Origin of the sequence: Microbacterium sp. Leaf203, assembly GCF_001421275.1 — a bacterium.
GTDB classification, from domain to species: domain Bacteria; phylum Actinomycetota; class Actinomycetes; order Actinomycetales; family Microbacteriaceae; genus Microbacterium; species Microbacterium testaceum_A.
Map to the genome: position 1 here is coordinate 635440 of NZ_LMKF01000022.1, position 22884 is coordinate 658323.

23 protein-coding genes are annotated in these 22884 nt (G+C 71.1%); 7 read left to right on the forward strand and 16 right to left on the reverse strand.

The genetic code is table 11. The annotated features are described in order from the left end of the window. Window positions 1-24: 24 nt before the first annotated feature. Window positions 25-1206, reverse strand: a complete 1182-nt coding sequence (locus ASE56_RS04190; RefSeq protein WP_082450380.1) for a citrate/2-methylcitrate synthase — start codon at window positions 1204-1206, stop codon at window positions 25-27. Between the two features lie 52 nt (window positions 1207-1258). Between ASE56_RS04190 and ASE56_RS04195 the strand changes: the two genes are divergently transcribed. Next, window positions 1259-2341, forward strand: coding sequence for a citrate synthase (locus ASE56_RS04195; RefSeq protein ID WP_056225325.1), 1083 nt, complete (start codon window positions 1259-1261; stop codon window positions 2339-2341). 4 nt (window positions 2342-2345) lie between these two features. Here ASE56_RS04195 and ASE56_RS04200 read toward each other — a convergent pair whose 3' ends face one another. Continuing rightward, entirely contained in the window at window positions 2346-2717 is a 372-nt protein-coding gene (locus tag ASE56_RS04200) for a hypothetical protein (protein WP_056225328.1), read from the reverse strand. 83 nt (window positions 2718-2800) lie between these two features. Between ASE56_RS04200 and ASE56_RS04205 the strand changes: the two genes are divergently transcribed. Further along, a complete protein-coding gene (locus ASE56_RS04205; RefSeq protein ID WP_056225331.1) occupies window positions 2801-3550 on the forward strand; it encodes a DUF429 domain-containing protein in 750 nt (249 codons plus the stop codon). Window positions 3551-3559: 9 nt separating this feature from the next. Continuing rightward, window positions 3560-4633 carry a DUF4241 domain-containing protein gene (locus tag ASE56_RS04210; RefSeq protein ID WP_056225334.1) on the forward strand — a complete coding sequence of 358 codons (1074 nt, stop codon included), beginning with the start codon at window positions 3560-3562 and terminating at the stop codon, window positions 4631-4633. Window positions 4634-4759: 126 nt separating this feature from the next. On the opposite strand, the gene ASE56_RS04215 is transcribed toward ASE56_RS04210, so the two are convergent. The 8 genes from ASE56_RS04215 to ASE56_RS04250 form a co-directional block, all read right to left on the reverse strand. After that, window positions 4760-5179: a hypothetical protein gene (locus ASE56_RS04215; RefSeq protein ID WP_156371601.1), complete on the reverse strand. Its 420-nt coding sequence runs from the start codon at window positions 5177-5179 to the stop codon at window positions 4760-4762. Between the two features lie 134 nt (window positions 5180-5313). Beyond that, a complete protein-coding gene (locus tag ASE56_RS04220; protein ID WP_056225339.1) occupies window positions 5314-5598 on the reverse strand; it encodes a WXG100 family type VII secretion target in 285 nt (94 codons plus the stop codon). A gap of 15 nt (window positions 5599-5613) precedes the next feature. Continuing rightward, a complete protein-coding gene (locus tag ASE56_RS04225) occupies window positions 5614-6033 on the reverse strand; it encodes a hypothetical protein (RefSeq protein WP_162234484.1) in 420 nt (139 codons plus the stop codon). A gap of 83 nt (window positions 6034-6116) precedes the next feature. Continuing rightward, window positions 6117-7901, reverse strand: a complete 1785-nt coding sequence (locus ASE56_RS04230) for a putative T7SS-secreted protein (protein WP_056225344.1) — start codon at window positions 7899-7901, stop codon at window positions 6117-6119. 491 nt (window positions 7902-8392) lie between these two features. Further along, entirely contained in the window at window positions 8393-9226 is an 834-nt protein-coding gene (locus ASE56_RS04235) for a DUF6671 family protein (protein ID WP_056225346.1), read from the reverse strand. After that, on the reverse strand, window positions 9226-9549 hold the full coding sequence (locus ASE56_RS04240; RefSeq protein WP_056225349.1) for a transcriptional regulator: 324 nt from the start codon (window positions 9547-9549) through the stop codon (window positions 9226-9228). Before ASE56_RS04240 ends, ASE56_RS04235 begins: the two co-directional genes overlap by 1 nt. Beyond that, on the reverse strand, window positions 9549-12095 hold the full coding sequence (locus tag ASE56_RS04245; RefSeq protein ID WP_056225352.1) for a DUF2309 domain-containing protein: 2547 nt from the start codon (window positions 12093-12095) through the stop codon (window positions 9549-9551). Before ASE56_RS04245 ends, ASE56_RS04240 begins: the two co-directional genes overlap by 1 nt. After that, window positions 12095-13570 (reverse strand): proton-conducting transporter membrane subunit, encoded by a 1476-nt coding sequence (locus ASE56_RS04250; RefSeq protein WP_156371603.1) that lies wholly within the window; start codon window positions 13568-13570, stop codon window positions 12095-12097. The genes ASE56_RS04245 and ASE56_RS04250 overlap by 1 nt, the downstream gene beginning before the upstream one ends. A gap of 98 nt (window positions 13571-13668) precedes the next feature. Here ASE56_RS04250 and ASE56_RS04255 point away from each other — a divergent pair, with 98 nt between their 5' ends. The 3 genes from ASE56_RS04255 to ASE56_RS04265 are packed head-to-tail and all read left to right on the forward strand — an operon-like array spanning window position 13669 to window position 15354. Beyond that, on the forward strand, window positions 13669-13941 hold the full coding sequence (locus tag ASE56_RS04255; protein ID WP_056225357.1) for a winged helix-turn-helix domain-containing protein: 273 nt from the start codon (window positions 13669-13671) through the stop codon (window positions 13939-13941). A 42-nt stretch (window positions 13942-13983) separates the two neighbouring features. Continuing rightward, complete coding sequence (locus ASE56_RS04260; RefSeq protein WP_056225361.1) at window positions 13984-14358, forward strand: helix-turn-helix transcriptional regulator; 375 nt, start codon at window positions 13984-13986, stop codon at window positions 14356-14358. 18 nt (window positions 14359-14376) lie between these two features. Further along, window positions 14377-15354, forward strand: coding sequence for an SRPBCC family protein (locus ASE56_RS04265; protein WP_056225363.1), 978 nt, complete (start codon window positions 14377-14379; stop codon window positions 15352-15354). 192 nt (window positions 15355-15546) lie between these two features. Here the strand turns inward: ASE56_RS04265 and ASE56_RS04270 are convergent, their stop codons facing one another. From ASE56_RS04270 to ASE56_RS04280, 3 genes are all read right to left on the reverse strand, one after another. Next, complete coding sequence (locus tag ASE56_RS04270) at window positions 15547-15990, reverse strand: hypothetical protein (RefSeq protein ID WP_056225365.1); 444 nt, start codon at window positions 15988-15990, stop codon at window positions 15547-15549. Window positions 15991-16131: 141 nt separating this feature from the next. Then, window positions 16132-16593 carry a Fe-S cluster assembly sulfur transfer protein SufU gene (sufU, locus tag ASE56_RS04275; protein WP_056225367.1) on the reverse strand — a complete coding sequence of 154 codons (462 nt, stop codon included), beginning with the start codon at window positions 16591-16593 and terminating at the stop codon, window positions 16132-16134. After that, window positions 16590-17831: an aminotransferase class V-fold PLP-dependent enzyme gene (locus ASE56_RS04280; protein WP_056225370.1), complete on the reverse strand. Its 1242-nt coding sequence runs from the start codon at window positions 17829-17831 to the stop codon at window positions 16590-16592. Before ASE56_RS04280 ends, sufU begins: the two co-directional genes overlap by 4 nt. A gap of 319 nt (window positions 17832-18150) precedes the next feature. Here ASE56_RS04280 and ASE56_RS04285 point away from each other — a divergent pair, with 319 nt between their 5' ends. Continuing rightward, window positions 18151-18627 (forward strand): hypothetical protein, encoded by a 477-nt coding sequence (locus tag ASE56_RS04285; RefSeq protein WP_056225373.1) that lies wholly within the window; start codon window positions 18151-18153, stop codon window positions 18625-18627. Between the two features lie 356 nt (window positions 18628-18983). Here ASE56_RS04285 and ASE56_RS04290 read toward each other — a convergent pair whose 3' ends face one another. The 3 genes from ASE56_RS04290 to kdpC form a co-directional block, all read right to left on the reverse strand. Continuing rightward, window positions 18984-19655: a response regulator gene (locus ASE56_RS04290; RefSeq protein WP_056225375.1), complete on the reverse strand. Its 672-nt coding sequence runs from the start codon at window positions 19653-19655 to the stop codon at window positions 18984-18986. Then, window positions 19652-22174 (reverse strand): DUF4118 domain-containing protein, encoded by a 2523-nt coding sequence (locus tag ASE56_RS04295; RefSeq protein WP_056225378.1) that lies wholly within the window; start codon window positions 22172-22174, stop codon window positions 19652-19654. The genes ASE56_RS04290 and ASE56_RS04295 overlap by 4 nt, the downstream gene beginning before the upstream one ends. A gap of 119 nt (window positions 22175-22293) precedes the next feature. Further along, the gene (gene kdpC, locus ASE56_RS04300; protein WP_056225381.1) at window positions 22294-22884 is read right to left on the reverse strand and encodes a K(+)-transporting ATPase subunit C; all 591 of its coding nucleotides are present in this window, start codon (window positions 22882-22884) and stop codon (window positions 22294-22296) included.

Consider the following 22884-nt stretch of genomic DNA (forward strand, 5'->3'; position numbering starts at 1 on the left):
CAGGAATATGGCTAGGTTCAACCCTCACGGCCCCACGTACTCCCCGCGCGGGCGCAGTCGCATCGCGGGTTCGGCGTACTCCGCGGCGATGTGCGCGATCCATCCCGCGATCCGCCCCAGCACGAAGATCGTGCTCGCGGCATCGTGGGGCAGGCGGGCGCCCGAGACGAGCGCCGCCAGCGCGAGGTCCACGTTGGGCAGCAACCCCGTCCGGGCGGCGACGACCTCGGACAACCGGTGCACGGCATCCATCGTCCGGTCTCCGTCGGGCAGTCCGGCCAGAAGGGGGAACAGTGCCGCGGCCCGGTCGTCGCCCCCGGTGTAGAGCGGATGACCGAAGCCCGGGATGCCGTTGCCCTCCTGAAGCGCGTCGGTCAGTGCCCGCTCGGGTTCCTGACCGCGGTTCACCCGCGCGAGCAGTCGCGCTGTGCGGGTCGCGGCGGAGATGTGCAGCGGGGAGTCGGCCGCACCGAGGGCGGCGCTGACGGCGGCGTAGCCGTCGGCGCGTGCCGAGGCCGCGACGCGCGCGGCGAACGTCGAGACCGCCAGGTCGTGGTCGATGGCGAGGACCAGTGCGGCGTTGACGGCGGTGATGGTCGCGTCGTCGGCGGTGGGGGTCCACGTGCTCGTGAGCGAACGCGCGAGATCGGGGTGCGGGCGCCCGCCGAGGGCGACGGGCAGGCCCGTGAGAAGGGTCCAGCCGATGCGGTGGGCGGTGTCCGCCGAGGCGTCGTAACGCAGGGGATCGTCGGCGGCGAATCCGGTGAGAGCGGCGCGTAGGCGGTCCATCGCCCCGGCCGGGAGCGGGAGCGCCTCGACCATCGCGCGGGCGCTGCCGATAGCGGGGTCCGGGGCGTCGATGCGCTCCGCGTTCCACAGCCAGGCGACCACCTCGGCGAACGGCTGAGGGATCAGGTCGCGGGCACGCCGCCCCCGGTAGAGCAGCTCGTCGTCTTCGATGTCGGCCACGTCGGTCTGCACGACCCCGAGGGGCATGCCGGTCGTGGGGTGGGTGGGCGTCCGGACGGCCGCGCGACGGCGACCGGCGGCGAAAGCCTCGACCTCGAGTGCGTCGAAGGTAGAGCCGCGGGCGTCGCGCTCACGGGTGAGGAGGCCGCGTGACACGTAGGCGTACACGGTCTCGGGTTTGACGCCGAGCCGGGCGGCCACCTGAGCGGCGGAAAGACGGGGGAGAGGCGCGCTCATCTTGATCCGATCAACGTTGACGCTGTCGTCGTCATGTTCGCACACTGAGCGCATGAGCGACCTGATCGATGTGCCCCGCGGACTGAACGGCGTCGTCGCGGCCGAGACGACCATCAGCGACGTCGACGGCGACGCCGGCGTCTACCACTACCGAGGATTCTCCGCCGTCGACCTCGCGCGCACCCGGTCGTTCGAGGAGGTCTGGCACCTGCTGGTCGTCGGAGAGCTCCCGGATGCCGCGACCCGGGCCGCCTTCGCCGCGCGCGTCTCGTCCGCCCAGGCCGATCCGGCCCTGCCCGAACTGGTCGGCGCGGTCGCGGCCCGCACCGACCAGCCCCTCGCCGCGCTGCGCGCGGTGTGGACGCTCGCGGCATCCGCCCGCTCTTCCGCGCCGCTGTACGACCTCGCTCCCGCCGCGCGGCTCGACGAGGCGATCACGTTCGCCGCGATGGCACCGCTCGCGCTGGCTCCCGGGAACCCGAGCGGCCGGGGGGTCGTCGCCGACTACCTCGAGCGCGTGACGGGCCGCGAGTCCGACGAGGAGCATGTGCGCGCGCTGTCGGCCTACCTCGTCGCGGCGATGGACCACGGCTTCAACGCCTCGACCTTCACGGCCCGCGTGATCGCCTCGACCGGTGCCGACATAGCATCGTGCCTGTCCGGCGCGCTCGGCGCGCTGTCGGGACCCCTGCACGGCGGGGCTCCGGCCCGCGCCCTCGACAGCCTCGACCGCGCCGGCGACGACCCGGCCGTCTGGATCGCGGGCGAGCTCGCCGCCGGGCGGCGTCTGATGGGCTTCGGACACGCGGTGTACCGCACGAGCGACCCGCGTTCCGAGCTGCTCCGCGGGGTCGCCGAACGACTCGGAGGAGACCGCGTCGCCCAGGCACTCGCCTTCCAGCGCGAGGCGGAGCGGCAACTTGCGGAGCGACGCCCCGAGCGCCCGCTGCACGCCAACGTCGAGTTCTACGCGGCCGTGGTGATGGAGCAGTGCGGCATCCCGCGCGCGATGTTCACACCCACCTTCGCCCTCGCCCGCACGATCGGCTGGACCGCGCACGTGCTCGAGCAGGCGGCCGACCCGAAGATCATCCGCCCGGCCGCCCGGTACGTGGGGCCGTCGTTCGGGGGCTGAGCCGTCAGCCCAGCAGCTCGAGACCGCTGAACAGACCGATCGTCACCGACAGCAGACCGGCGGCGACCCCGGCGATGAACCCCGCGGCGGCGAGCTCGCGCGCCATGCGCGCGTTCAGGCTCAGGATTCCGCACACGAACGAGACCACCGCGAGCACCCACATGCCGATCTGGATGAACGGGAGGTTGTCGATCTCGGCGATCGCGCTCGCCGTGGCGATGAAGAGGTACCAGGCGATGACGATCACGCCGGTGACGATCGCGACGATCGACACGGCGCGGAGATCGCCCTTCGGCGTCGGGGGTGCGGGCGGTTCTTCGCGCGGGGGGATGTCGACGGCCGGTTCGAGCGAATCGGGGAGATCGTCATCTGCCATGTCCCGATCCTCCCAGGTCGCGTGGGCTTTCGGCGAGGTCTTGACGGGCCGCGCGGTCTGCCACGGCGCCTAGGCTCGACGGGATGAGAACCGTCGGAGTCGACCTCGCCGCCGGAGCCCCCGGCACCGCCCTCGCCGAGGTCGACTGGGCGGACGCCTCCGCTCGGCTGATGCGGCTCGAGATCGGGATCCAGGATGCCGACATCGTGGCATCCGTCTCGGCAGGCGAGACGTGGCTCGGGGTGGACTGTCCGCTCGGCTGGCCCGACGCGTTCGTCGATTTCGTGCAGGCCCACCACGCCGATGTCGACCCGCGGCTCGGGCCGGTCGACGGGGGAGCCGACTGGCGTCGCACGCTCGTCTACCGCCACACCGACCACGTCGTGCGGGAGCGCATCGGCCGCTGGCCGCTGAGCGTCTCGACCGACCGGTTGGGGGTCACCGCTCTGCGTGGCGCGGGTCTGCTGCGCCGCCTGGCCGCAGCGGGATTCCCCGTCGACCGCGCCGCCGAGGGGCGCCTGTTCGAGGTCTACCCCGGTGGGTCGCTGCGCCTGTGGGGCTTCGACACGAGCGGATACCGAGTGGATGCCACCCGCCGGGCCGTCCTGCTCGACGCACTGACCCGGCGCGCGCCGTGGCTCGAACTCGGCGGGTTCGACGACCTCGCCATCGCGAAGGCCGACGCTTTCGACGCCGTGATCGCCGCTCTCGCCACGCGCGCCGGAGCTCTCGGGTCGTTCGCGCGCCCGGCATCCGAGAAGCTCCCCGTCGCCCGACGCGAGGGCTGGGTCGTGTTGCCGGACGGACCGTTCGAGGCCCTCGCGGCGACCTAGGCTGGCGGCATGTGGGGCGATCGCGGGGCGAAGGCGGCCGAGAAGCGCGTGCAGCGTTTCCTCGAGGATTACGACGCGCAGTGGCGGCGGGCGGCGCCCGCTTTCGAGGACCGTGCCACGAGGCGTGATGCGTTCGCCGAGTGGCGGGATCTCACGATTCCTCTGACGCGGGATCACGTCGCGGGAGACCGCGTTCGCCTGGACTCGTCGTTCGGGACGCCGCCGCCGTACGGGGTGGCCGTCGAACGGATCGTGCGGTCGGAGGTCGAGGGCGACCGCGCGTTCGTGCTGACCGAGGTCTTCGAATCGCAGACGCGCAAGAAGCACGAATACGTTCTCGAGCGCGACGGGCGCGGGTGGAGGATCACCGCGATCGAGCAGCACTTCGACGATCCGCGGACCCCGTTCTCGGGTGCGGAGCAGGCACGCGCCTTCGCCGCCGACGCGATGCCGGACGCTCGCCTCGACGACGTGCCCGACGAGCAGCGCGGCCTCGACGAGGTCCGCAACTTCACCGAGCGCACGGTCGTTCACCGGCGCAGCCAGGAATCATCGGAGGTGCGCGTCTCGCCGGCGGGAACACTCGTCACCTCATCGGGAGTGCTCGCGGTGCTCGACTTCGGCTACGACAACGACGGCGCGCGCCCCCTCGCCCGCAGCGTGGCCCCGGGGTCGTACCCCGTCGAGCGGCTGACCGGGTTCGGTCGCAACGCCGCCCTGCGGGTGCGCTTCAGCGAACGGATGCCGGTGACCTGGCATCCCGCCGATCTGCCGTCCGGCCCGGGACACTTCTTCGGTGTCGACGCCGGCTCCGCCTGCATCGTCGACCTGCCCGCGTACGCGACGATGAGCCGCCGGGCCAAGGCGGCGGCGTTCACGGAGTACATGTACGCGCCGTCCCCGAGCGTGCAGGAGGTCGCGCTCGGTTCCCGCGACGTGGGGATCGTCGCGGAATCCGGATACGGCGACGGTCAGTACCCGGTGTACTGGGGGCTCGACGAGACGGGTGCGGTCGCCCAGCTCGTCGTCGACTTCCTGGTGCTCGTCACCGCGGATGACGAGGGGAACTGGCGGCACCTGTGACATCTGGGGGTTGATCCTGCCGGTGGGCGCTCTGCGCGGCCGTCAGTGTGTGGTCCTCGGGGCCGGGTGGAGCGAGGGTGCCGAGGCTGAGGGCTTCGTCGCAGAGCCTCCTAGAACCATGCCCACTCAATAATCTGCGAACGGGCTCATGTCATCGGGCAGTCGGAAGCACGGCGAGAAGGACAAGATCTCGATGCGGGAGCGATCGACGCTGAGGGTGAGCGAATAAGACGAGCCTGCAGCCCCCACGACGAGCGCGGAGGGTGCGCCGTCGTGTGTCGTGTCTGCCAGCGCCGAGAAGGGCGGCCTGTCAGCGAATCCTGCCACCACCTCGTCCACGACCTTCTTGTCGTCGACCGGGCTGGAAAGCGTCAGGTAATTGTGTCCGGTCCATTGATAGATGCCATCAGCGCCGCAGCTTAAGAGGATGCCCTTGTCGAGTTGCTCTGTCGAGGCCACGCTGCTCGCGGGGACGTAGCTCGCTAGCTCGTTCTCCATCGACTGCGCGACCGCCTTCGCGCCGTGGACGTCCAAGGTCTCGTCCACCGCGGCTCCGCTCGCCGCTGTCGCGCACCCGCTGAGCGCGCCGATGAGGACCAGAGTCAGGATCAGGGGGCTGCGTCCTCGTCTCACTGAATCACCTTTCGAAGCGCGTCTTTCGGGGCCTTCTGGCTGAGGCGTCAGCCCCAGAGTCCTCGAACACCCTCGTCGGCGGCCCGCAGCTTACGTCCCGCGTCCGCTGCCCCCTCGCGTGCATGATCGAGGAACGCACGAAGCTCGCGCATCGAACGGGACCACTCCGATTGCGCGACGCGATAGGCGTCGCGCGCTTCTCCGGACCAGGCCGACTGCAGCGTCTTCACGGAAGCATCGAGGCGGTCCAATTCACCGTCTATGGCCGAGATGCTCATGTTGATCTCGTCGAGGAACGCGACGTGTTTCGCGGGATCGAGCTTGATCTGCATGTGCGTCCTCCTCGTTCAGTACAGCCCGCGCCGGCTCATGTCATCGGGCAACCGGAAGCACGGCGAGAAGGAGAAGATCTCGATGCGGGAGCGATCAACGCTGAGGGTGAGCGAATACGAAGAGCCCGCTGGCCCGACCACCCGTGCCCGAGGTACACCGTCCTGCGTCATCTCGACTCGCGCCGCAAAAGGTGCTCTATTTGCGTACGTCTGCGCTATCTCTTGCACCAACTGCTGCACGTCGACCGGACGAGAAAGGGGCAGGTAGTTGTGTCCCGTCCATTGGTACACGCCGTCAGCGCCGCAATTCAGCAGGATGCCTTTGTCAAGCTGCTCCACTGCAGACACGCTGCCGGCAGGAACGTAGCCGGCCAACTCGTCCTCCATCGACTGTGCAACCGCCTTCGCACCGTACACGTCCAAGGTTTCGTCCACCGTGCCCCCATTCGTCGTCGTCGAGCAGCCACCGAGCGCTCCGATGAGGGCAGTGGCCACGAGCACCGGGCAGAGTCCTCGCTTCACTGATTCACCTTTCGGAGGATGTCTTCGAGGGCCTGCTGGTTTTCTTCACGATCGCTCGCGATGAGATTGTGATTCTCCACCGGCGAGAGGGAGCCGCGGAACGCCGGCTGTTCTGTTCCCATTCCGTACACTTGCGGGACCTCCGGGTCTCCGATCGGCACCTCGAAGTCCCCTTCTCTCGCGTACACATGGGAGTCGAATGCGGCGCTCGTATTCGGGTTCTGCCCATCCCACACCACGCCCAGCTGCTGCGCCATACTCAGCGCGTCCGTATAGCCCCAGTGACTGTAGGCAGTGCCGGGAGCGGGTGCCCAGCCCGGAGGCATTCCGGCACCGGCCAACGAGTGCACTTGATCGTAGTAAATACCGTCAGTTTCGGACCCGGTGATCGGGACGAGCCCCCACGAGTGACCCATACCGATCTGTTCAGCGCCGGAAAGTCGCGGGTCGGAGGCCCTCATCTCCTTCTCGAAACCGGCGAGCAGCTCGGCCTGCGCATCCGCGAGCTTCGGATCGTTCGCCTCCATGAACCCGGTCGCAGCAGGAACTTCGATGAGGACTCCCGACCCATAGGGCGAGTTGCCGACCTCCCCAGGGAATGTTCCCTCTTTCCACACGAATGCCACGATGTTCGGATTATGTCGATTCAGCCACCGGGCGACCGGTTGCACTTGCTCCCCATAGAAGCTGTCCATCGTGGTGAAAGTTCCGGGGACATATGACACAGTCGCTGCCGTCGTGTCCGTGAGCTGGCCGACCATCTCGATGACGGCTCGGCCCTCAGGGTCGTACAGGTATAGCTGCACTTGACCGTTGACGGCGTCTTCGAGGTATTGGCGCTCGCGTTCCAAGGTCGCGCGGTCGCTGCTGGCGATGTCGGGAGACTCGAGCGCGCTGTCGATAACATCCATTCGCGCGGCCGCATTGGCTCTGTTCGCGGCCACCCGAACCGCGGGAGGAAGGCCGCCCAGCGAGCCCAGTATTCCGGGAGCTGAGGACAGCAAAACATGCTGCACAGCTGGATCTAGCTCGCTCCACCACGTGGCGATTACCTCGGGGGCCGGTTGATGATCTTTGAGCAGGGAGATCCATTCCGGGTGCACCTGCAAGAGTTGCGCGACCTCGTCGTCATCAGAGTGCGACAAGCGTGCGAGGACCGACATCGCAAGTCGGTCAGATGCGGCTCCGGGAGCCTGATCGATGAGCGCCAGCGCTCCTCCCCCGGTCGCCGAGAATCTCCGGAGAACGCTCTCAACAATCGCCTCGTTGGCGACGCGTAGCTGCGTCACTGCTCCGGACGCGGCCTCTTCCACCGCCGCGCGCGCCGTCTCCAAGACCTCGGCGGCTGCGATCCGAGCGGCGTCGCCCGGGTCGACGAAGGTCGGCACGATGGACAGCCCGCCCGCACTTCTCTCCTGCTCGCGATGAGCCATCTGCGCGTTCCGCGTGGAGGCCTGGCCCTCGTTCCAGAGACGTATCGCCTCGGCCGCCTGTTCTTGCGCCCACCGCAGCGTGGCCTCGTAGGCATCGCACGCCGCGGCGCTCAGAAAGAGTGCTTCCCCCATCGCAGACCAGCTGTCGGCGATGGTCGTCCGGCGGTGCTCGAACGCTTCCGCTGACGACCCCGTCCAAGAGTCCGCGGGGGAGACCCCGAACACGGACTCGCTGAGCCGCGAGGCGCTCTGACCGGCAGCGCGCCACGCCACCGCCGCATCTGCGATGCCATCGGGCGAGCCTGGAATCAATGCGACGGGGTCGTGCGTCGAGCCGAGTTCCGTCATCGAGGAACCCCGTCGAGATCCGCTTGTTCGTAGGCGTCGGCAGACGCCCGCAATCGCTCCACAAGTTCGTCGAACTCTTCCGCTCGGGCTGACCACACCGCGGCGACATTCTGAGCGAAGGCTCGGGCGGCAGCCTGGAGGACCTGCTCCCCGAAATTCGGCAGCGTCGGCCACCGTGGCGGCGGCTCAGCCTGCCGAGCGCCCCTCAGCTGTGCCGCCGCGACGCGCAGTGCTTCGGGTTCCACGCAGAACGTCGACATGACTACCCCCCTCGGTGACGGTCCGTGAGCAGTCGCCAGCTTGCCCTGCCGAAGCGGACTTCAGGGGTTTTTTCACCCCGACGCCGCCCGTAAATCACCCGTCCCGCCTCCACGGGAGAAGCCGGCTAGGGGGGGTCCCGTCCCGGCTGAGGCCGACGCGTCACGGTCGGCTGAGACGGCGACACAACCGCGCTGCATCCCTTTCCCCTCCCGCCGGCCTCGCGACATCCGCTACGGATTGCAGGCGTCACACGTCGCCGGGTCGGCCTGCCGCTCGGGCCGCGGGCGCTCGCGCTGCTCGTCGCAGGCGGGGCAGCCGTCGACGTCGAGACGCACCTGCGAGGTCGCGTTGCCGCACGCTGCGCACGGGAGACCGCGCACCACGCCCACCGCTCCGAAGCCCGGACACCCGCACCCCGGGCACAGCTGGGTGAGTCGGGCGGCGAGCAGCCACGACAGGCGGCGGAGGACTCGCCGCCGGGTCGGGTTCATGTGCGCGCGGAGGTCGGGCTCGAGCTCGACGGGGCCGCGGCGCAGCAGGGCGTCGAGGACCGCGGCATCCTGGATGCCCTTCTGCACGCCGTCGGCGGTGCGGGCGACGACGCCGTGGTGCGGAAATCCGGCGCGGGCGAGGTAGCGCCGCGCTTCTGCCGACGTGCGCACGGTGCGGGCCGGGGCGACGTGCGTGTACTGGCGGATGCCGTGACGTACGCGGATGCCGCGCTCGAGGTCGATGAAGACGGCGAGCTCCTCGTGCATCATGGGTCCGAAGCCGCCCAGCGCCGGGGCGTACGACGCTTCGGTGGCCAGACCGGTGGCCGTCCCCAACTCGAGCGCCGCCCCCCGGGCCTTAGCCGTGGCCGCGTGCTCGGCGGTGCCCGCCCTCGGCACGTCTCGGGTGAACGTGCCGAGGGAGTCTGTGTCGAGCTGGACCGTCGGGATGACGCCCGCGTCGAGCCATCGGGCGAAGGCCGGGGCGAACGCGGACTCCTTGCCGTGCAGGGTGCCAACGGCGATCGTCTCGCCGGCGTACGGCGCCCCCCGGTGACTCGTCGCGGTGCGCATCAGGCGAAGTAGTCCGCGCGGCTGACCGAGGTCGGCGAGACGAACATCACGCCCGAGGCGTGGTCGAGGACCGGACGGATGCCGGCGATGATCGCATCGGCCTTCTCGGGCGCCACGACCGTGACGAGAAGAGTCAGGGTGTCGTGGTCGTTGAAGAGCAGGCGGCCGCCGCGGGGTCCGTGGTGGCCCACCCCGGCCACGCCGGTGATCGCGGTGTACCCGCGCGCGCCGAGCGATTGCATGAGGGCGGACACCTCGGCGACGTCGTCGCTCGCGACGACCACCTCGATCTTGGTCATCGGGGTCAGTTCGGACAGGCTCATCAGCGGATCTTCTTCGTGGTGGATTCTTCGGTGGCGGCGGGGATGCCGGTGGGGGTGGGGGTGTCCAGGTCGTCGGCCTGCCAGCCGTAGCGGCCCCACCGCATCCAGCGGGCGCTGTCGTGCTCGCGGACGCGGAGGGTGATCCACCGGTTGGCGACCAGGGTGCGGACGGCCTCGGAGGCGTCGATGATGTCGTTCACCCGCGCGAGCGGGGCCTCGACGAACACCTGCAGCCGGATCGGTTCGTGCCGACTCGCGCGGCCGACGCCCACCGACTGCCAGGGCAGGCCGAGCCGCAGGTCGCCGCCGTAGCCCGACAGCACGCCGACGGTGCCGACCACGTTGTGCAGGGGCTTGGGGCCGGCGCCGAACCGGTCGGGGGCGACGGTCGAGGCCGAGTACTGCGCGTTGATCCACTGCGCCACGATCATCGGCGCGGTGAGGATCGTCTCGAGGCCCGCGCCGTCGGGGTCGGCCGCGGCGTCGTAGCTGTGCAGGAAGGCGCGGCGACCGAGGTCAGTGCCCGCGGTGATCGAGCGCGGACCCACGATGAACGCGGCGTTACCCACGAGACCCCACTCCGCGTACGACTCGGCCCAGTCCGCGGACCGGCGCTCGGTGTCGCGGACGGCGCCGTGCCGCCCTCCCGACCCGGGCAGGCTCGCGCTGCGCTCGGCGGCGTTCGCCGCACGCGCGGTCTCGAGCAGCCGGGTCACCTCGAGCGCGACGGTCTCGTGCGTCGCCGGAATGGCCCAGGGCTCGAGCAGGGTGACCTCGTCGGTGACGGTGTCCATCTGCGCCGCGACGAAAAGCGTGTCGGCGGGGATCGAGATGCCCCGTCCGGCGAGGGCGTCGCGCGTCTCGGGGTCGTTGAAGATCATCGCCGCCGCCCGCGCGTTCGGTTCGCCCTCGTGGCCGCCGCACGCGCCGCACTGCAACGACGATGCGAAGGGGTTGTTGGCGACGGTGGCGCCGTGCCCGCACAGCAGCACGATCGGGGCGAATCCCTCGACCAGGCCCATCATGCGCAGCGCGGTCTCGGCGTACAGCACACGCTCATCGAGCGTGAAGACGACGTTCGCATCGACGTGCGTGGACGGCTTGCTGGGCCGCATGCGCGACACCATCGCCCGCCAGCCCTCCGGCGCGAGCGTTCGCGCGGCGCTCACCGCGCCCAGCACCCACCCGGCGGTCTCGGCGAAGGCGTAGGGGGCCACGGCGGACTCTTTGAGGGAATCGATGGTGGCATCCCGCTCCACGCTCGTCTCGTGCTGCCGCTTCCAGCGCGCGATCGCGTCGCGCTCCACGGACGACTCGGTGATCGCCACGCGGGGCGTGAGCAGCACCGGGCACGAGGCGACCTCGGCCGACCCGTCGGCGGGCCGGAACGAGATGGGCGCCGCGAAGAATCCCGCGAAACCGAGGGTCTCGACGGCTCCGGCGGCCTCGAGGTGCCGGCGGAAGCTCTCGGACCGCGTATCGATGCAGAAGACGGCCTGCGCGAGTGGCCGCTGCGGCGCCCTGCTCGCGCGGATTACCGGGGCGGTCGCGGGGGCGAGCTCGCGCGCGATTCCCCGCTCGTACGCCTCCTGCCAGACGGCGAGGCGCGCGGCCGGGTTGATCAGCGAGAGGACGGGGCGAAGGGCGGTCCGCACCGCCGCGTCGGCGGGGTCGACGCCGAGGGCGAGGGCGACCGTGCCGATCCGCGCGGCGTCATCGGTCGGGCCCTTCTCGGTCGGGGACGCTGCCGGCAGGGCGACGTCGGCGGGCAGCAGGAGCCGTTCGAGCGTCGCACGGAACGCGACGAGCGAGGTCATATCGACGCCGCTCGCGGCCGTGTGTCGGACGAGCGCCGCCCACCCCGGCAACGCGAGCACGTGGGCGCGGAGGAACGATTCCGCGGCCGGCCCGTCGAGCTCCCACCGGGCGAGCGCGTCGCCGATGGCCGCGGCCGGGTCGTCGGAGGAATGCCGGATGCCGCTGCGCACCTTCCGCGACAGGGTCGGGTCGAACGCGGTCAGGCGCCGCCACGCCACCCACATGCTCTCGTCGTTCGTCGGCGACCACGGGGCGTTCCCGAGCGATGCGGCGATCCAACGTGCGGTGAGGTCGTCGATGCGCGCGTGGATCCGCGGCGACAGCCGTGCGGCGGGGGTGGGTTCGGGCGCGGCCGCAGTCAGCGGGGGAGCGACGAGCAGGTCGTGGCCGAGGATCTCGCCCACGGTGACGCGCGTGCCGCCGATGTCGAGAGAGCGCGGGGCGCCCGCCTCGGGCACGGTGAACCGCAGGGCCGCCTGCAGGTCGGCGGGGCTGATCCGCCCCTGCGCGTACAGGTCGCGGAAGCGCTGTTCCGGAAGGGAGAGCAGGATGCCGTGATCCCGGGTGATCAGTCCGATCGCCTCTTCCCAGTCGAGGTTCTCGTACCCGGCGACGGGGTTGCGGGCGATGAAGGTCTCGAGGGGGAAGTGGGGCGAGATGGCGCGGCCGGCGGCGGCGATCCAGCCCCGGATGACGGCGGGAGAGGGAGGGGAGGCGGGGGTGGTCATCAGAATCTCCGGTACTCGAGGGGGCCGTCGGCGGGTGCCGGGGTCCAGGGCGTGTCGATGCGGGATGCGGTCGGAGGGAGGGGCGGTCGGCCCCACGAGAAGGCGGAGGCGAACAGTCGATCCGCGAGGGGACCGGAGCCGCGGGCGGCCAGGCCCGATGCGGCGGCGAGGACGAAGACGGCCACCGCGAACAGGGCGGGGACCGGGTCTGCCGCCGTGACCGGCGCGAGGGCCTCGGCCGCAGGGAAGACCACCGCGAGGTAGGCGGCCGTGAGGGCGGCCAGGCCCGCGAGCTGGGCCGCGCGCGCGGCGACCGACCGGGAGCTTGCGCCGATCCGCGCCCCGGCGACCACCGCGGTGGCCCCGGCGAAGAGCAGGAGTACTGCCGCGCTGTGCTCCCACGCGCCGGATGCCGCGATCGCCGCGACCCCGGTCAGGAGAACGATCACCGCGCCCACGATCGCTCCCGCGGTCGACCGAGCCGGATGCGCGACGCCCCGCGCCTTCAGCGCGTGCTCGACCGCGGAGCCGGCGCCGAGGAAGAGGCTCGCCTTGTAGAGCGCGTGACCGATCGCGTGGACCAGGGCGACGCCGAAGGCGCCGAGACCGCAGGCCAGGAGCAGGAAGCCCATCTGCGCGGCCGTGGACTGCACGAGGCGGCCCTTCACGTCGGGGCGCGTGAGCATCGCGAGGCCCGCGACGATCATCGTGATCGCACCGGCGGCGGCCACGATCCAGGGGCCGACGACGGAGGGGACGGCCGCGTAACGGAGGAAAAGCAGGGCGCCGGCGTTCACGAAGCCCGCGTGCAGCAGGGCGGACACGGGAGTGGTCGTGGCCGCGGTGGCGGGGAGCCACCCGTGGAGGGGGAAGGCGCCGGCGCGGGCGACCGCCGCGAGGGCGACGAGCGCGCTCACCACCGCCGCCGAGATCGCGTCGACGCTCCCGAGAGCTGCCAGCGACGCCGATCCGGTCGAGGCGACCGCGATGATGACGGCCGTCCAGAGCGCCGCGTCTCCGAGCAGCAGGGCCACCGCGCTCCGCGAGACGGCGACGCGGGTCTGCGGACCTGCGCCGCCCGTGCCGATCAGCGCGATCATGCTGACCGTGCCGAGCGTCCACCCCGCGGCGAGGAAGACGACGTCTCCGGCCGCGATGGCGGTGGTCGTCCCGACGGCCGCGAGCGACGACAACGCGAAGAAGCTGCGCGAACGCGGGTCGCCGCGCAGGTTGCGGCTGGCGTAGGACTGCACGACCACGGTGAGGGCGACCACGAGCAGCGACAGCGCGGCACCGGCCACGTCGTCGTCGGCGGCGAGGGCCGCGGCCAGACCGATCGTGGCGACGACCGTGGCGGCGCCGGCGGGCCACACGGCGAGAGAGCCCGGGGTGCGCCGACGCGCGACATCCGGGAGGAGGGCGGCGACGACCGCGGCGAGCAGTGCGGCGATCGTGAGCGGGGCGAGAAGGGACATGCGCAGCACGTTACATGCAACAAATTGCGTGTGTCAAAACGCAGGTAACAAATAACCGGTACTTGGATTCCGGTACCTCGGGTCACTATGCTGTGGCGATGACCACCTGGACGTTCCTCACGAATCACGCCCACGTGTTCATCTACGTCTCCCGCGACCCCGGGGCCCGCGTCCGCGAGATCGCGGATGCCGTGGGCATCACCGAGCGCACGGCGCACGGCATCCTGGCCGATCTCGTCGATGCCGGCTATCTCAAGCGCGAGAAGGAGGGTCGACGCAACCGCTACGAGTGCGTCGAAGACCTGCCGCTGCGTCATCCGATCGAGAGCGACCACCCGGTCGGCGCGTTGTTGCAGGCGTTGCGCGGCTGACGCCCTTGCGGGCCACGGCCCTCCGCGCTAACGTGCAACCAAATGGTTGAACAACAAAGCGACGCCGACATCGACCGGGTCTTCCACGCCCTCGCCGACGCGACCCGTCGCGACATCGTGCGGCGCACGCTCGTCTCCGAGCAGTCGGTGACGCAGCTCGCCGCGGCCTACGCGATGTCGTTCGCCGCCGTGTCGAAACACATCGCCGTGCTCGCCGACGCGCGGCTCATCACCAAACGCGCGGAGGGGAGGGTGCGACTCGTGTCCGCCGACCCCACCGCGCTCGCCCGGGCGCAGGACCTGCTGCGCTCGTACGAAGAGCTCTGGCGGGGACGCATCGACCGACTCGACGCGATCCTGCTCGAAGACGCCGGGGTGCCGGCATCCCTCCCGCCCTCCGAACCCACCGAGAACTGAACCGACGAAGGAGCCGTCATGCCCGTCACATCCGTCGAGAGCGACGCCGAAGCGCTCACCATGACCCTGGTCGCCGACTTCCCCGTGGGCGCCGAACGGTTATGGACGGTCTTCACCGACCCGCGGCAGCTCGAACGCTTCTGGGGTCCCCCCGGATGGCCGGCGACGTTCGCATCGTTCGCCTTCGAGGTCGGCGGTCGCGCCCGATACTCGATGGCCAGCGCGAGCGGCGAGATCGCACGCGGGAGCTGGGAGTTCCTCGGCATCGACGCTCCGCGCGGCTTCGAGGTCGTCGACTCGTTCGTCGACGAGGACGGCGAGGCGATCCCCGGCATGCCCGCGATGCGCATGACCTTCGCGTTCGACGAGACCGAGGGCGGCTCGCGGCTGACGAACGTGACGTACTTCGACTCCCTCGAGGGTCTCGAAACGGTGCTCGCCATGGGCGCCGTCGAGGGGTCGACCCTCGCCATCAACCAGCTCGACGCCGTGCTGCAGGGGCTACGGGAGTTTGCGCAGGGCAAGGGCACGCAGCTCGAGATCCTCGACAACCAGCACGTGCGCATCACGCGGCTCATCGACGGGCCGCGCGAGCTCGTCTGGCGGGCCCACGTCGACCCCGAACTCATGCGGCAGTGGATGCTCGGGCCCGACGGGTGGCGCATGACCCACCGCGAGGTCGACCGGCGCGAGGGCGGCGCGTACCGCATCGCGTGGGAGCCCGAACCCGGCACCGAGGGGGAGCCCTTCGGATTCGACGGCGAGATCCTGCTGCTCGACGAGCCGCGCCGCATGGTGCAGACCGAGCACATGACCGGCACCGACTACCCCTCGACGATCAACGACCTGTCTCTCTACGAAGAAGACGGGGCGACGCTGGTCACCCTGCTGATCGAGTATCCGGATGCCGAGACCCGCGACGCCGTGCTCGCCACGGGGATGGTCGAGGGGATGGAGCAGAGCTTCCGGCGGATGGAGCGGGTCGTCCTCGGGTGAGGGGGCGGGTGGCGCGCGCGGAGCGGGGGGCCCACTCGTGGTCGGAGCGTCGCTCTGGGTTCCGGGCACGTGCGATGCATAACTCCTGCACCTGACGCCCTGCGCAAGCCGGAACATCGCTTTCGCGCGGGTTGTGCAGGAGCTGTGCGCAGCGGCGGGGTCGATGCGGGCGAGCAGCGGGCGCCATCGCGCTCAGGCGGCGGGCGCCGCCCGGCGCACGGCCTCGCGAATGCGCTGCTCGACCGCGTCCGTCACCTCGACGACCGCGAACGACACCGGCCACATGGGGCCGTCGTCGAGCTGCGCGCTGTCGTCGAAGCTCACCGTGCCGTAGCGCGTCTTGAACTTCGACGCCGGCTGGTAGAAGACGACGACCTTGCCGTCCTTCGCGTACGCCGGGAAGCCGTAGAACGTCTTCGGGTTCAGGTGCGCGGCCTCTTCGAGCACGATGACGTGCAGGCGCTCGGCGACCGCGCGGTCGACGCCCTCGAGCTTGTCGATCGCTTCAAGGCAGGCCTCGTTCTCCTTCTCGAGCTTCGCCGCGCCCTTCAGGCCCTTCATTGCCTTGAGCTCTTCGGCGCGCTGCTTCATCGCCGCGCGTTCTTCGTCGCTGAATCCTGCTCCGCCGGTGGCCATGGCATCCGCCCTCTCATTCGTCTGACGGAAGGGTAGCGCGCGTCGTCCCGGTCGTATCCTCCGCGATCCGCACACCTTCAGCCAGAACCGGCGGATGCCGACTGAGCTTGCGCGTATCGCCGAGCTTGCGCGCCGAGGCGCTCAGGCCTGCCGCAGTCCCTCTTCGAGGGCGACCCACGCGAGCATCGCGCACTTCACGCGCGCGGTGAACTTCGAGACCCCGGAGAGGGCGGCGGCGTCGGCGAAGGTCTCCTCGTCGAGGGGGACCTTGCCGCGGGAGCGTAGCGCCTGGCGGAACTGCGCGATCAGCGCCTCAACGTCGGCCTTCGCCATGCCCTCGTCGCCGCCGTCTTCCTGCAGCAGGGCGACGAGCATCGACGCGGACGACTGCGAGATCGAGCAGCCCGCTCCCTCCCAGGTGACGGATGCCACGCGCTCGCCGTCGTCCGACAGCTCGACCCGCAGGGTGATCTCGTCGCCGCAGATGGGGTTGCGCTGGTGCACGGTGGCGCTGCGCGCGCCGGGGGCGGCCAGGCCGAAGCCGCGGCGGTTCTTCGCGTGGTCGAGGATGAGCTCCTGGTACAGCGACTCGAGCCCGCTCATGCGCCGGCACCGAAGAAGCCGCGCACGCCCGAGACGGCGTCGAGGAAGGTGTCGATCTCGTCCTCCGTGGTGTGGATCGCGGCGCTCGCGCGCACCGACGCCGTCATCCCGAAGCGGCGGTGCAGGGGCTGTGCGCAGTGGTGTCCGACGCGCACGGCGACGCCGCGCGAGTCGAGGAACTGGCCCACGTCGTGCGCGTGCACACCCTGCACCTCGAAGGCCTGCAGAGCGACGCGCTCCGCGGCATCCGTGTCTCCGAGAAGACGGATGCCGTCGATCGAGCGGAGACCCTCGCGCATGCGCTTCTCGAGCGCGGCCTCGTGCGCGTGCGCGGCATCGAGGTCGTGCTCGCCGAGCCAGCGGACGGCGGCGGCGAGGGCGACGGCCTGCGACACCGGCTGCGTGCCGGGCTCGAAGCGCTGCGGCGGCGGCAGGTACTCGGCCGTGTCGAGCGTGACGGTGGTGATCATCGACCCGCCCGTGGTGAAGGGCGGCAGCGACTCGAGCACCTCGTCGCGGCCCCAGAGCGCTCCGATGCCGTAGGGCCCGTAGACCTTGTGGCCCGAGAAGACGGCGAGATCGACTCCGGATGCCGGCAGGTCGAGGCGCAGATGAGGTGCCGACTGGCACGCGTCGAGCACGGTCAGCGCGCCCACGCCGCGGGCGAGGGTGACGAGCTTCGCGACGGGGTTCACGATGCCGAGCACGTTCGACACGTGCGGGAAGGCGACGACCTTGGTGCGCTCGCCGATGAGGTCGGCTGCGGCGTGCAGGTCGAGCATGCCGTCGTCGAGCACGGGGATGTGGCGCAGGCGCGCCCCGGTGCGGGCGGCGAGCTCCTGCCAGGGGATGAGGTTCGCGTGGTGCTCGGCCTCGGTCACGACGATCTCGTCGCCCGCGCGGAGGCGCCCGGCGTAGCCGAGCGAACCCGCCACGAGGTTGAGACCGGCCGTCGCGCCGCTTGTCCAGACGAGCTGCTCGGGCTCGGCGCCCACGTACTCGGCGACCGTGACGCGCGCGTCTTCGAACAGCTCGGTGGCCTCGGCCGCGAGGGTGTGGGCACCGCGGTGCACGGCGGAGTTCGCCCGCTCGAGGAACTCACGTTCGGCGTCGAGCACGGCACGAGGCTTCTGGCTCGTCGCTCCGGAGTCGAGGTACACGAGGGGGCGACCGTCGATCTCGGTCTCGAGGATCGGGAAGTCGGCGCGCACGGCGGCGACGTCGAAGGGGAGGCTCACCCCTCCAGGCTACGTCGCGCCGGGTGGGTGGGTGCCGTGTGCGGCTCGCACGAAGCCGACTCGCGACCTCGCGCGAGATCGCGGGCGACGCGTCCTGAGCGCGGCGCCGGCCTCGACGCCCCGCCGCAGCACCGCGAGACTGCATCTCGCCGACAACCCTGCGTCATCCGGCGGCGAGGATGTCAGCGAGATGCAGTCTCGTCATGCCAGCCCCGCGGCGCCGCCGTACCGCGAGCGAAGAGTGAGGAACGGGGCCGCGGCCGTTCGGGAACCGTGAGCGCGACAGGGACGGCCATGGACACGGCGTAGACCGGATGCCATGACCCTCACGGCCCTGCTCCCCACCCTCCGCGCCAGCATCCCGGCGCCCTTCGACGCGACGGCGTGGCCCGCCGGCTCCGCGCCCACGCTCGACGACGTCACGGTGCGCGCGATGTCGGTCGGTCGCTACGCCGACCTCTGCGGCACGCCCTGCGTCTGCACGGGCCCCGCGGTGATCCCGGCGTCGGGTGGGATGGCATCCGCGACGCTGTCGACGACAGTGGTGATCGCGACGGTGACCGAGGCCACGCCCGACACCTTGCGCCTCGACGCCTGCGTCGCCGGACTCGAGGCCGTCTGGCGCGAGGCGCGGCTCATCGGCCGCGTCTCGCACGCGTACGACGAACCGTTCACCGTCGTCGACGCCCACGGGGAGGAGTCGTGCGCAACCGTCGTGCTCCCCGGTGATGTCCACGCGGGTGACCGCATCGCCTTCCCGTGCCCCGGATGCCACACGGTCGGGGAGGTCCGCTGATGCTGCTCCACTCGATCGTCTTCGCGTCGCGCTGCGCCCGCGTGCAAGCCGAATACGTGGCGGCGGAGTCTGAGGCGGATGAGGACCCGTCCGGCGCCGAGTGACCGCGTCCGAGCGGACAGGACGCAGGAGATCGGGGTCTGGCGGTGGTCCACGCCGGTCGGATCGCGTGCGAACGGACCGGCGTCCTGCGTTGTGTCCGTTCGCCCTGTCCGCACGCCCCGACGGGAAACGTGCCGAGGGCGCTGCCCGGGGTGCGGACGCGACGCAGGAGAACCACCCGGCGACGCGACGCGGGAGGGACGAGATGGCCATGCTCCCCCCGGAACTCCTGCGTTGTGCACGCCGAGGGCCGATCACACGACCAGCCGATACCCCATCCCCTGCTCCGTCAGCAGGTGCACGGGGTTCGACGGGTCCGCCTCGAGCTTCTTGCGCAGCTGCGACATGTACAGCCGCAGGTAGCCGCTGTCAGCGACCTGCTCGCTGGCCCAGATCTCCTTCAGCAGCGTCTGGCGCGTGACGAGCGAGCCGGGGTTGCGGGCGAGGAATTCCAGCATCCGCCACTCGGTCGGGGTGAGGTGCACGCGGGTGCCCGCGCGCAGGACGGCCTTGGCCGACAGGTCGACCTCGATCTCGCCGAAGCGCACGACGGCGTCTCCCGCCGAGGGCACCGAACGTCGGGCGTGCACGCGCAGACGCGCGAGCAGCTCGTCGATCTGGAAGGGCTTGGTCACGAAGTCGTCGGCGCCGGCATCGAGCGCCTCGACCTTGTCGGCCGAGCCCGTGCGGCCCGAGACGACGATGATCGGCGCGGTTGTCCACCCGCGCAACGCGTGGATCACTTGCACGCCGTCGAGGTGCGGCATCCCGAGATCCAGCAGCACGATGTCGGGGTGCGCTTGGGCGGCGAGCGTGATCGCTGCGGCGCCGTCGGCCGCGGCCACCACGTCGTAACCGTGGGCGGCGAGCGTGATCCGCAGAGCGCGCACCAGCTGCGGGTCGTCGTCGGCGATGAGTACCTTCACGGCGTCCTCCTGGAGATTCCGGATGCCACGGCATCCGCGCCCGCGACGGGAAGCGCCACGACCATGGTGAGCCCGCCGCCGGGGGTGTCTTCGGGGGTGAGAGTGCCGCCCATGCCCTCGGCGAAGCCGCGCGAGAGCGCGAGCCCGAGGCCGAGCCCGGCGGTGTTGTCGGTGTCGCCGAGGCGTTGAAACGGCGAGAACATGTCTTCGCGGCGCTCGGCGGCGATGCCCGGCCCGTGGTCGATCACGCGGATCTCGGCGGTGCCGCCGAGGCGGCTCGTGGCGATGCGCACGCGCTCGCCGTCGGGCGTGTACCGCTGGGCGTTGGTGAGCACGTTGACGAGCACGCGCTGCAGCAGCACCGGGTCGGCGTTGAGCATCGGCAGGTCGGGGTCGAGGGCGAGCTCGACGTCGTCCGGCCCCAGGTCGAGCTCGTCGAGGGCCATGAGCACGACGCCCGCGGCATCGGTCGGCGTGAGCGAGACGGCGAGCACCCCCGCCTGCACGCGGCTCACGTCGAGCAGGTCGGTGACGAGCACCGACAGGGTCGCGAGGCTCTCGTCGGCGGTCTCGAGCAGCTCGCGGCGGTCATCGTCGGAGAGCTGGTCGCCCGCGGCGCGAAGGCCCCCGAGCGAGGCGACGGCGGCGGCCAAGGGACGGCGCAGGTCGTGGCTGACCGCCGAGAGCAGGGCGCTGCGCACCTGGTCGGTCTCGGCGAGGGCTCCGGCCTCGGCGGCCGTCTCGGCGAGATCGGTGCGCTCGAGGGCGGCCGCGAGCTGCGCGACGACGACGTCGAGCAGGCGACGCTCCGAGGCGTCGAGATCGCCGCCGTGCAGCTCGAGGGTCGCGCGACCGTCGCCGACCGGGACCGAGACCGAGCGACCGTCGCGCACGGGCTCGCCGTCGGTGGCGAGAACCGCGCCGTCCGCGGCGACGAGACGCACCCCGGCCAGGCCGAAGGCCTCTCGGGCACGGGTGACCAGGGCGGGCACCGTGCTCTCGCCGCGGAGCACGCTGCCCGCGACCGTGGCGAGCAGCTCGGCCTCGGCCGTGGCGCGGCGGGCGGAGCGGGCCCGACGGGCTGCCTGGTCGACGACGGTGCTCACGAGCATCGCGATGACCACGTACAACACCAGCGCGATGGTGTTCGCGGGGTTGCTGATGGTCACGGTGTACAGCGGTTCGATGAAGAGGAAGTTGAGCGTGAAGCCCGACAGCACCGCAGCGAACAGGGCCGGCCAGATCCCACCGATCAGCGCCACGACCACGACGAGCAGCTGGTACACGAGCACGTCGGCGGCGATCGAGTCGTCGGAGCCCGTCGAGATCAGCAGCAGCGAGATCAGCGGTCCCCCGAGGACGGCGACGACGAAGCCCAGGAGGCGGCGCTTCGCGCTCAGCGCGGGGCCGCTGAGGCGAGGGAGGGCGAAGCGCCCGCCCGCGCGCGCGTGGCTGACGATGTGCACGTCGATATCGCCCGAGAGGCGGATGACGGTCGCGCCGATGCCGGGACCGGTGAGGGCGGCGGCGAGACGGCCGCGACGGCTCACGCCGATGACCAGTTGCGAGGCGTTGACCGATCGCGCGAAGTCGACGAGGGCGGTGGCGGGATCGTCGCCCACCACCTGGTGGTACGACCCGCCCAGCGACTCGACGAGGGCGCGCTGCTCGGCGAGGGTGGCCGGGGCGCTCGTGCGCAGGCCGTCCTGGCTCGACACGTGCACGGCGAGCAGCTCGCCGCCGGCCGAGCGGGCCGCGATCCGGGCTCCGCGGCGCAGGAGCGTCTCGCCCTCGGGGCCGCCGGTGAGGGCCACGACCACGCGCTCGCGCGCCTGCCACGAACCCTCGATGCCGTGCTCGGTGCGGTAGCGCTGCAGGGCCGAGTCGACCTCGTCGGCCAGCCACAGCAGAGCGAGTTCGCGCAGCGCCGTCAGGTTGCCGAGGCGGAAGTAGTTCGACAGGGCGGCGTCGATGCGCTCGGCGGGGTACACCGAACCTGCGGCGAGGCGATCGCGCAGAGACTGCGGTGCCAGGTCGACGACCTCGATCTGATCGGCGGCGCGGACGACGGCATCCGGAACCGTCTCCCGCTGAACGACCCCCGTGATCTTCTCGACCACGTCGTTGAGAGATTCGATGTGCTGGACGTTCACGGTCGTTATCACGTCGATGCCGGCGTCGAGCAGCTCTTCGACATCGGTCCAGCGCTTCTCGTTGCGCGAGCCCGGGACGTTCGTGTGCGCCAGTTCGTCGACGAGGGCGATGCGCGGATGCCGTTCGAGCACCGCATCGAGGTCCATCTCGTCGAGCGCGACCCCGCGGTGGGCGACGGCGCGGCGGGGGATCACCTCGAGGCCCTCGGCTTGCGCTGCGGTCGCGACGCGGCCGTGGGTCTCGACGATCGCGATGACGACGTCATGGCCCTCGTCGCGCAGGCGCCGGCCCTCTTCGAGCATCTCGTACGTCTTGCCGACACCGGGTGCCATGCCCAGCAGCACGCGCAGCCGCCCGCGCTTCACGAGGCGCTCCTCGGGACCGCTCGCGTCCCAGCGACCGCTCGCTCGAACGCACGGCGCCGCCGCCGCGCGAGGGGCGCGGCGGCGGCGTGCGACAGAGGCATGTCCCTGATTCTCGTCTCTCAGAGGGCGTCGAGCGCGCGATTGAGCTCGACCACGTTCACGCGCGGATCGCCGAGGTACCCCAGGTCGCGCGGGATCGTGTGCGCGTTGACGAGGGATTCGACCTCGGATGCCGAGAGACCGCGGGCCTCGGCGACGCGGGCGACCTGTCGCTCGGCGTTGGCGACCGAGATGTCGGGGTCGAGTCCGGAGGCCGAGGCGGTCAGGGCATCGGCGGGGATCTGTCCCGGCCCGTCGAGCTCGACCGAGGCGGCCTTTCGCTCCTCGATCGCGGCGATGAGGTCTTCGTTCTCAGGCCCCCAGTTCGACCCGCTCGAGGCGGTCGAGTCGTAGCCGTCGCCCGCGGCCGAGGGGCGGGACTGGAAGTACTGCGGGAGGGCGTTGCCGTCGGCATCCGCGAAGGACTGCCCAATCAGCTGCGAGCCCGAAACCTGTCCGTCGGCGGTCTTGATCAGCGAACCGTTCGCCGGGAACGGCAGGGCGACCTGGCCGACCGCGGTGATTAGCAGCATGTAGGCCACGCCGAGGAGCAGGGTGAAGACGACCATCGCGCGGACGGCGACGGCGGTGGTACGCAGGGTGGTGCGCAT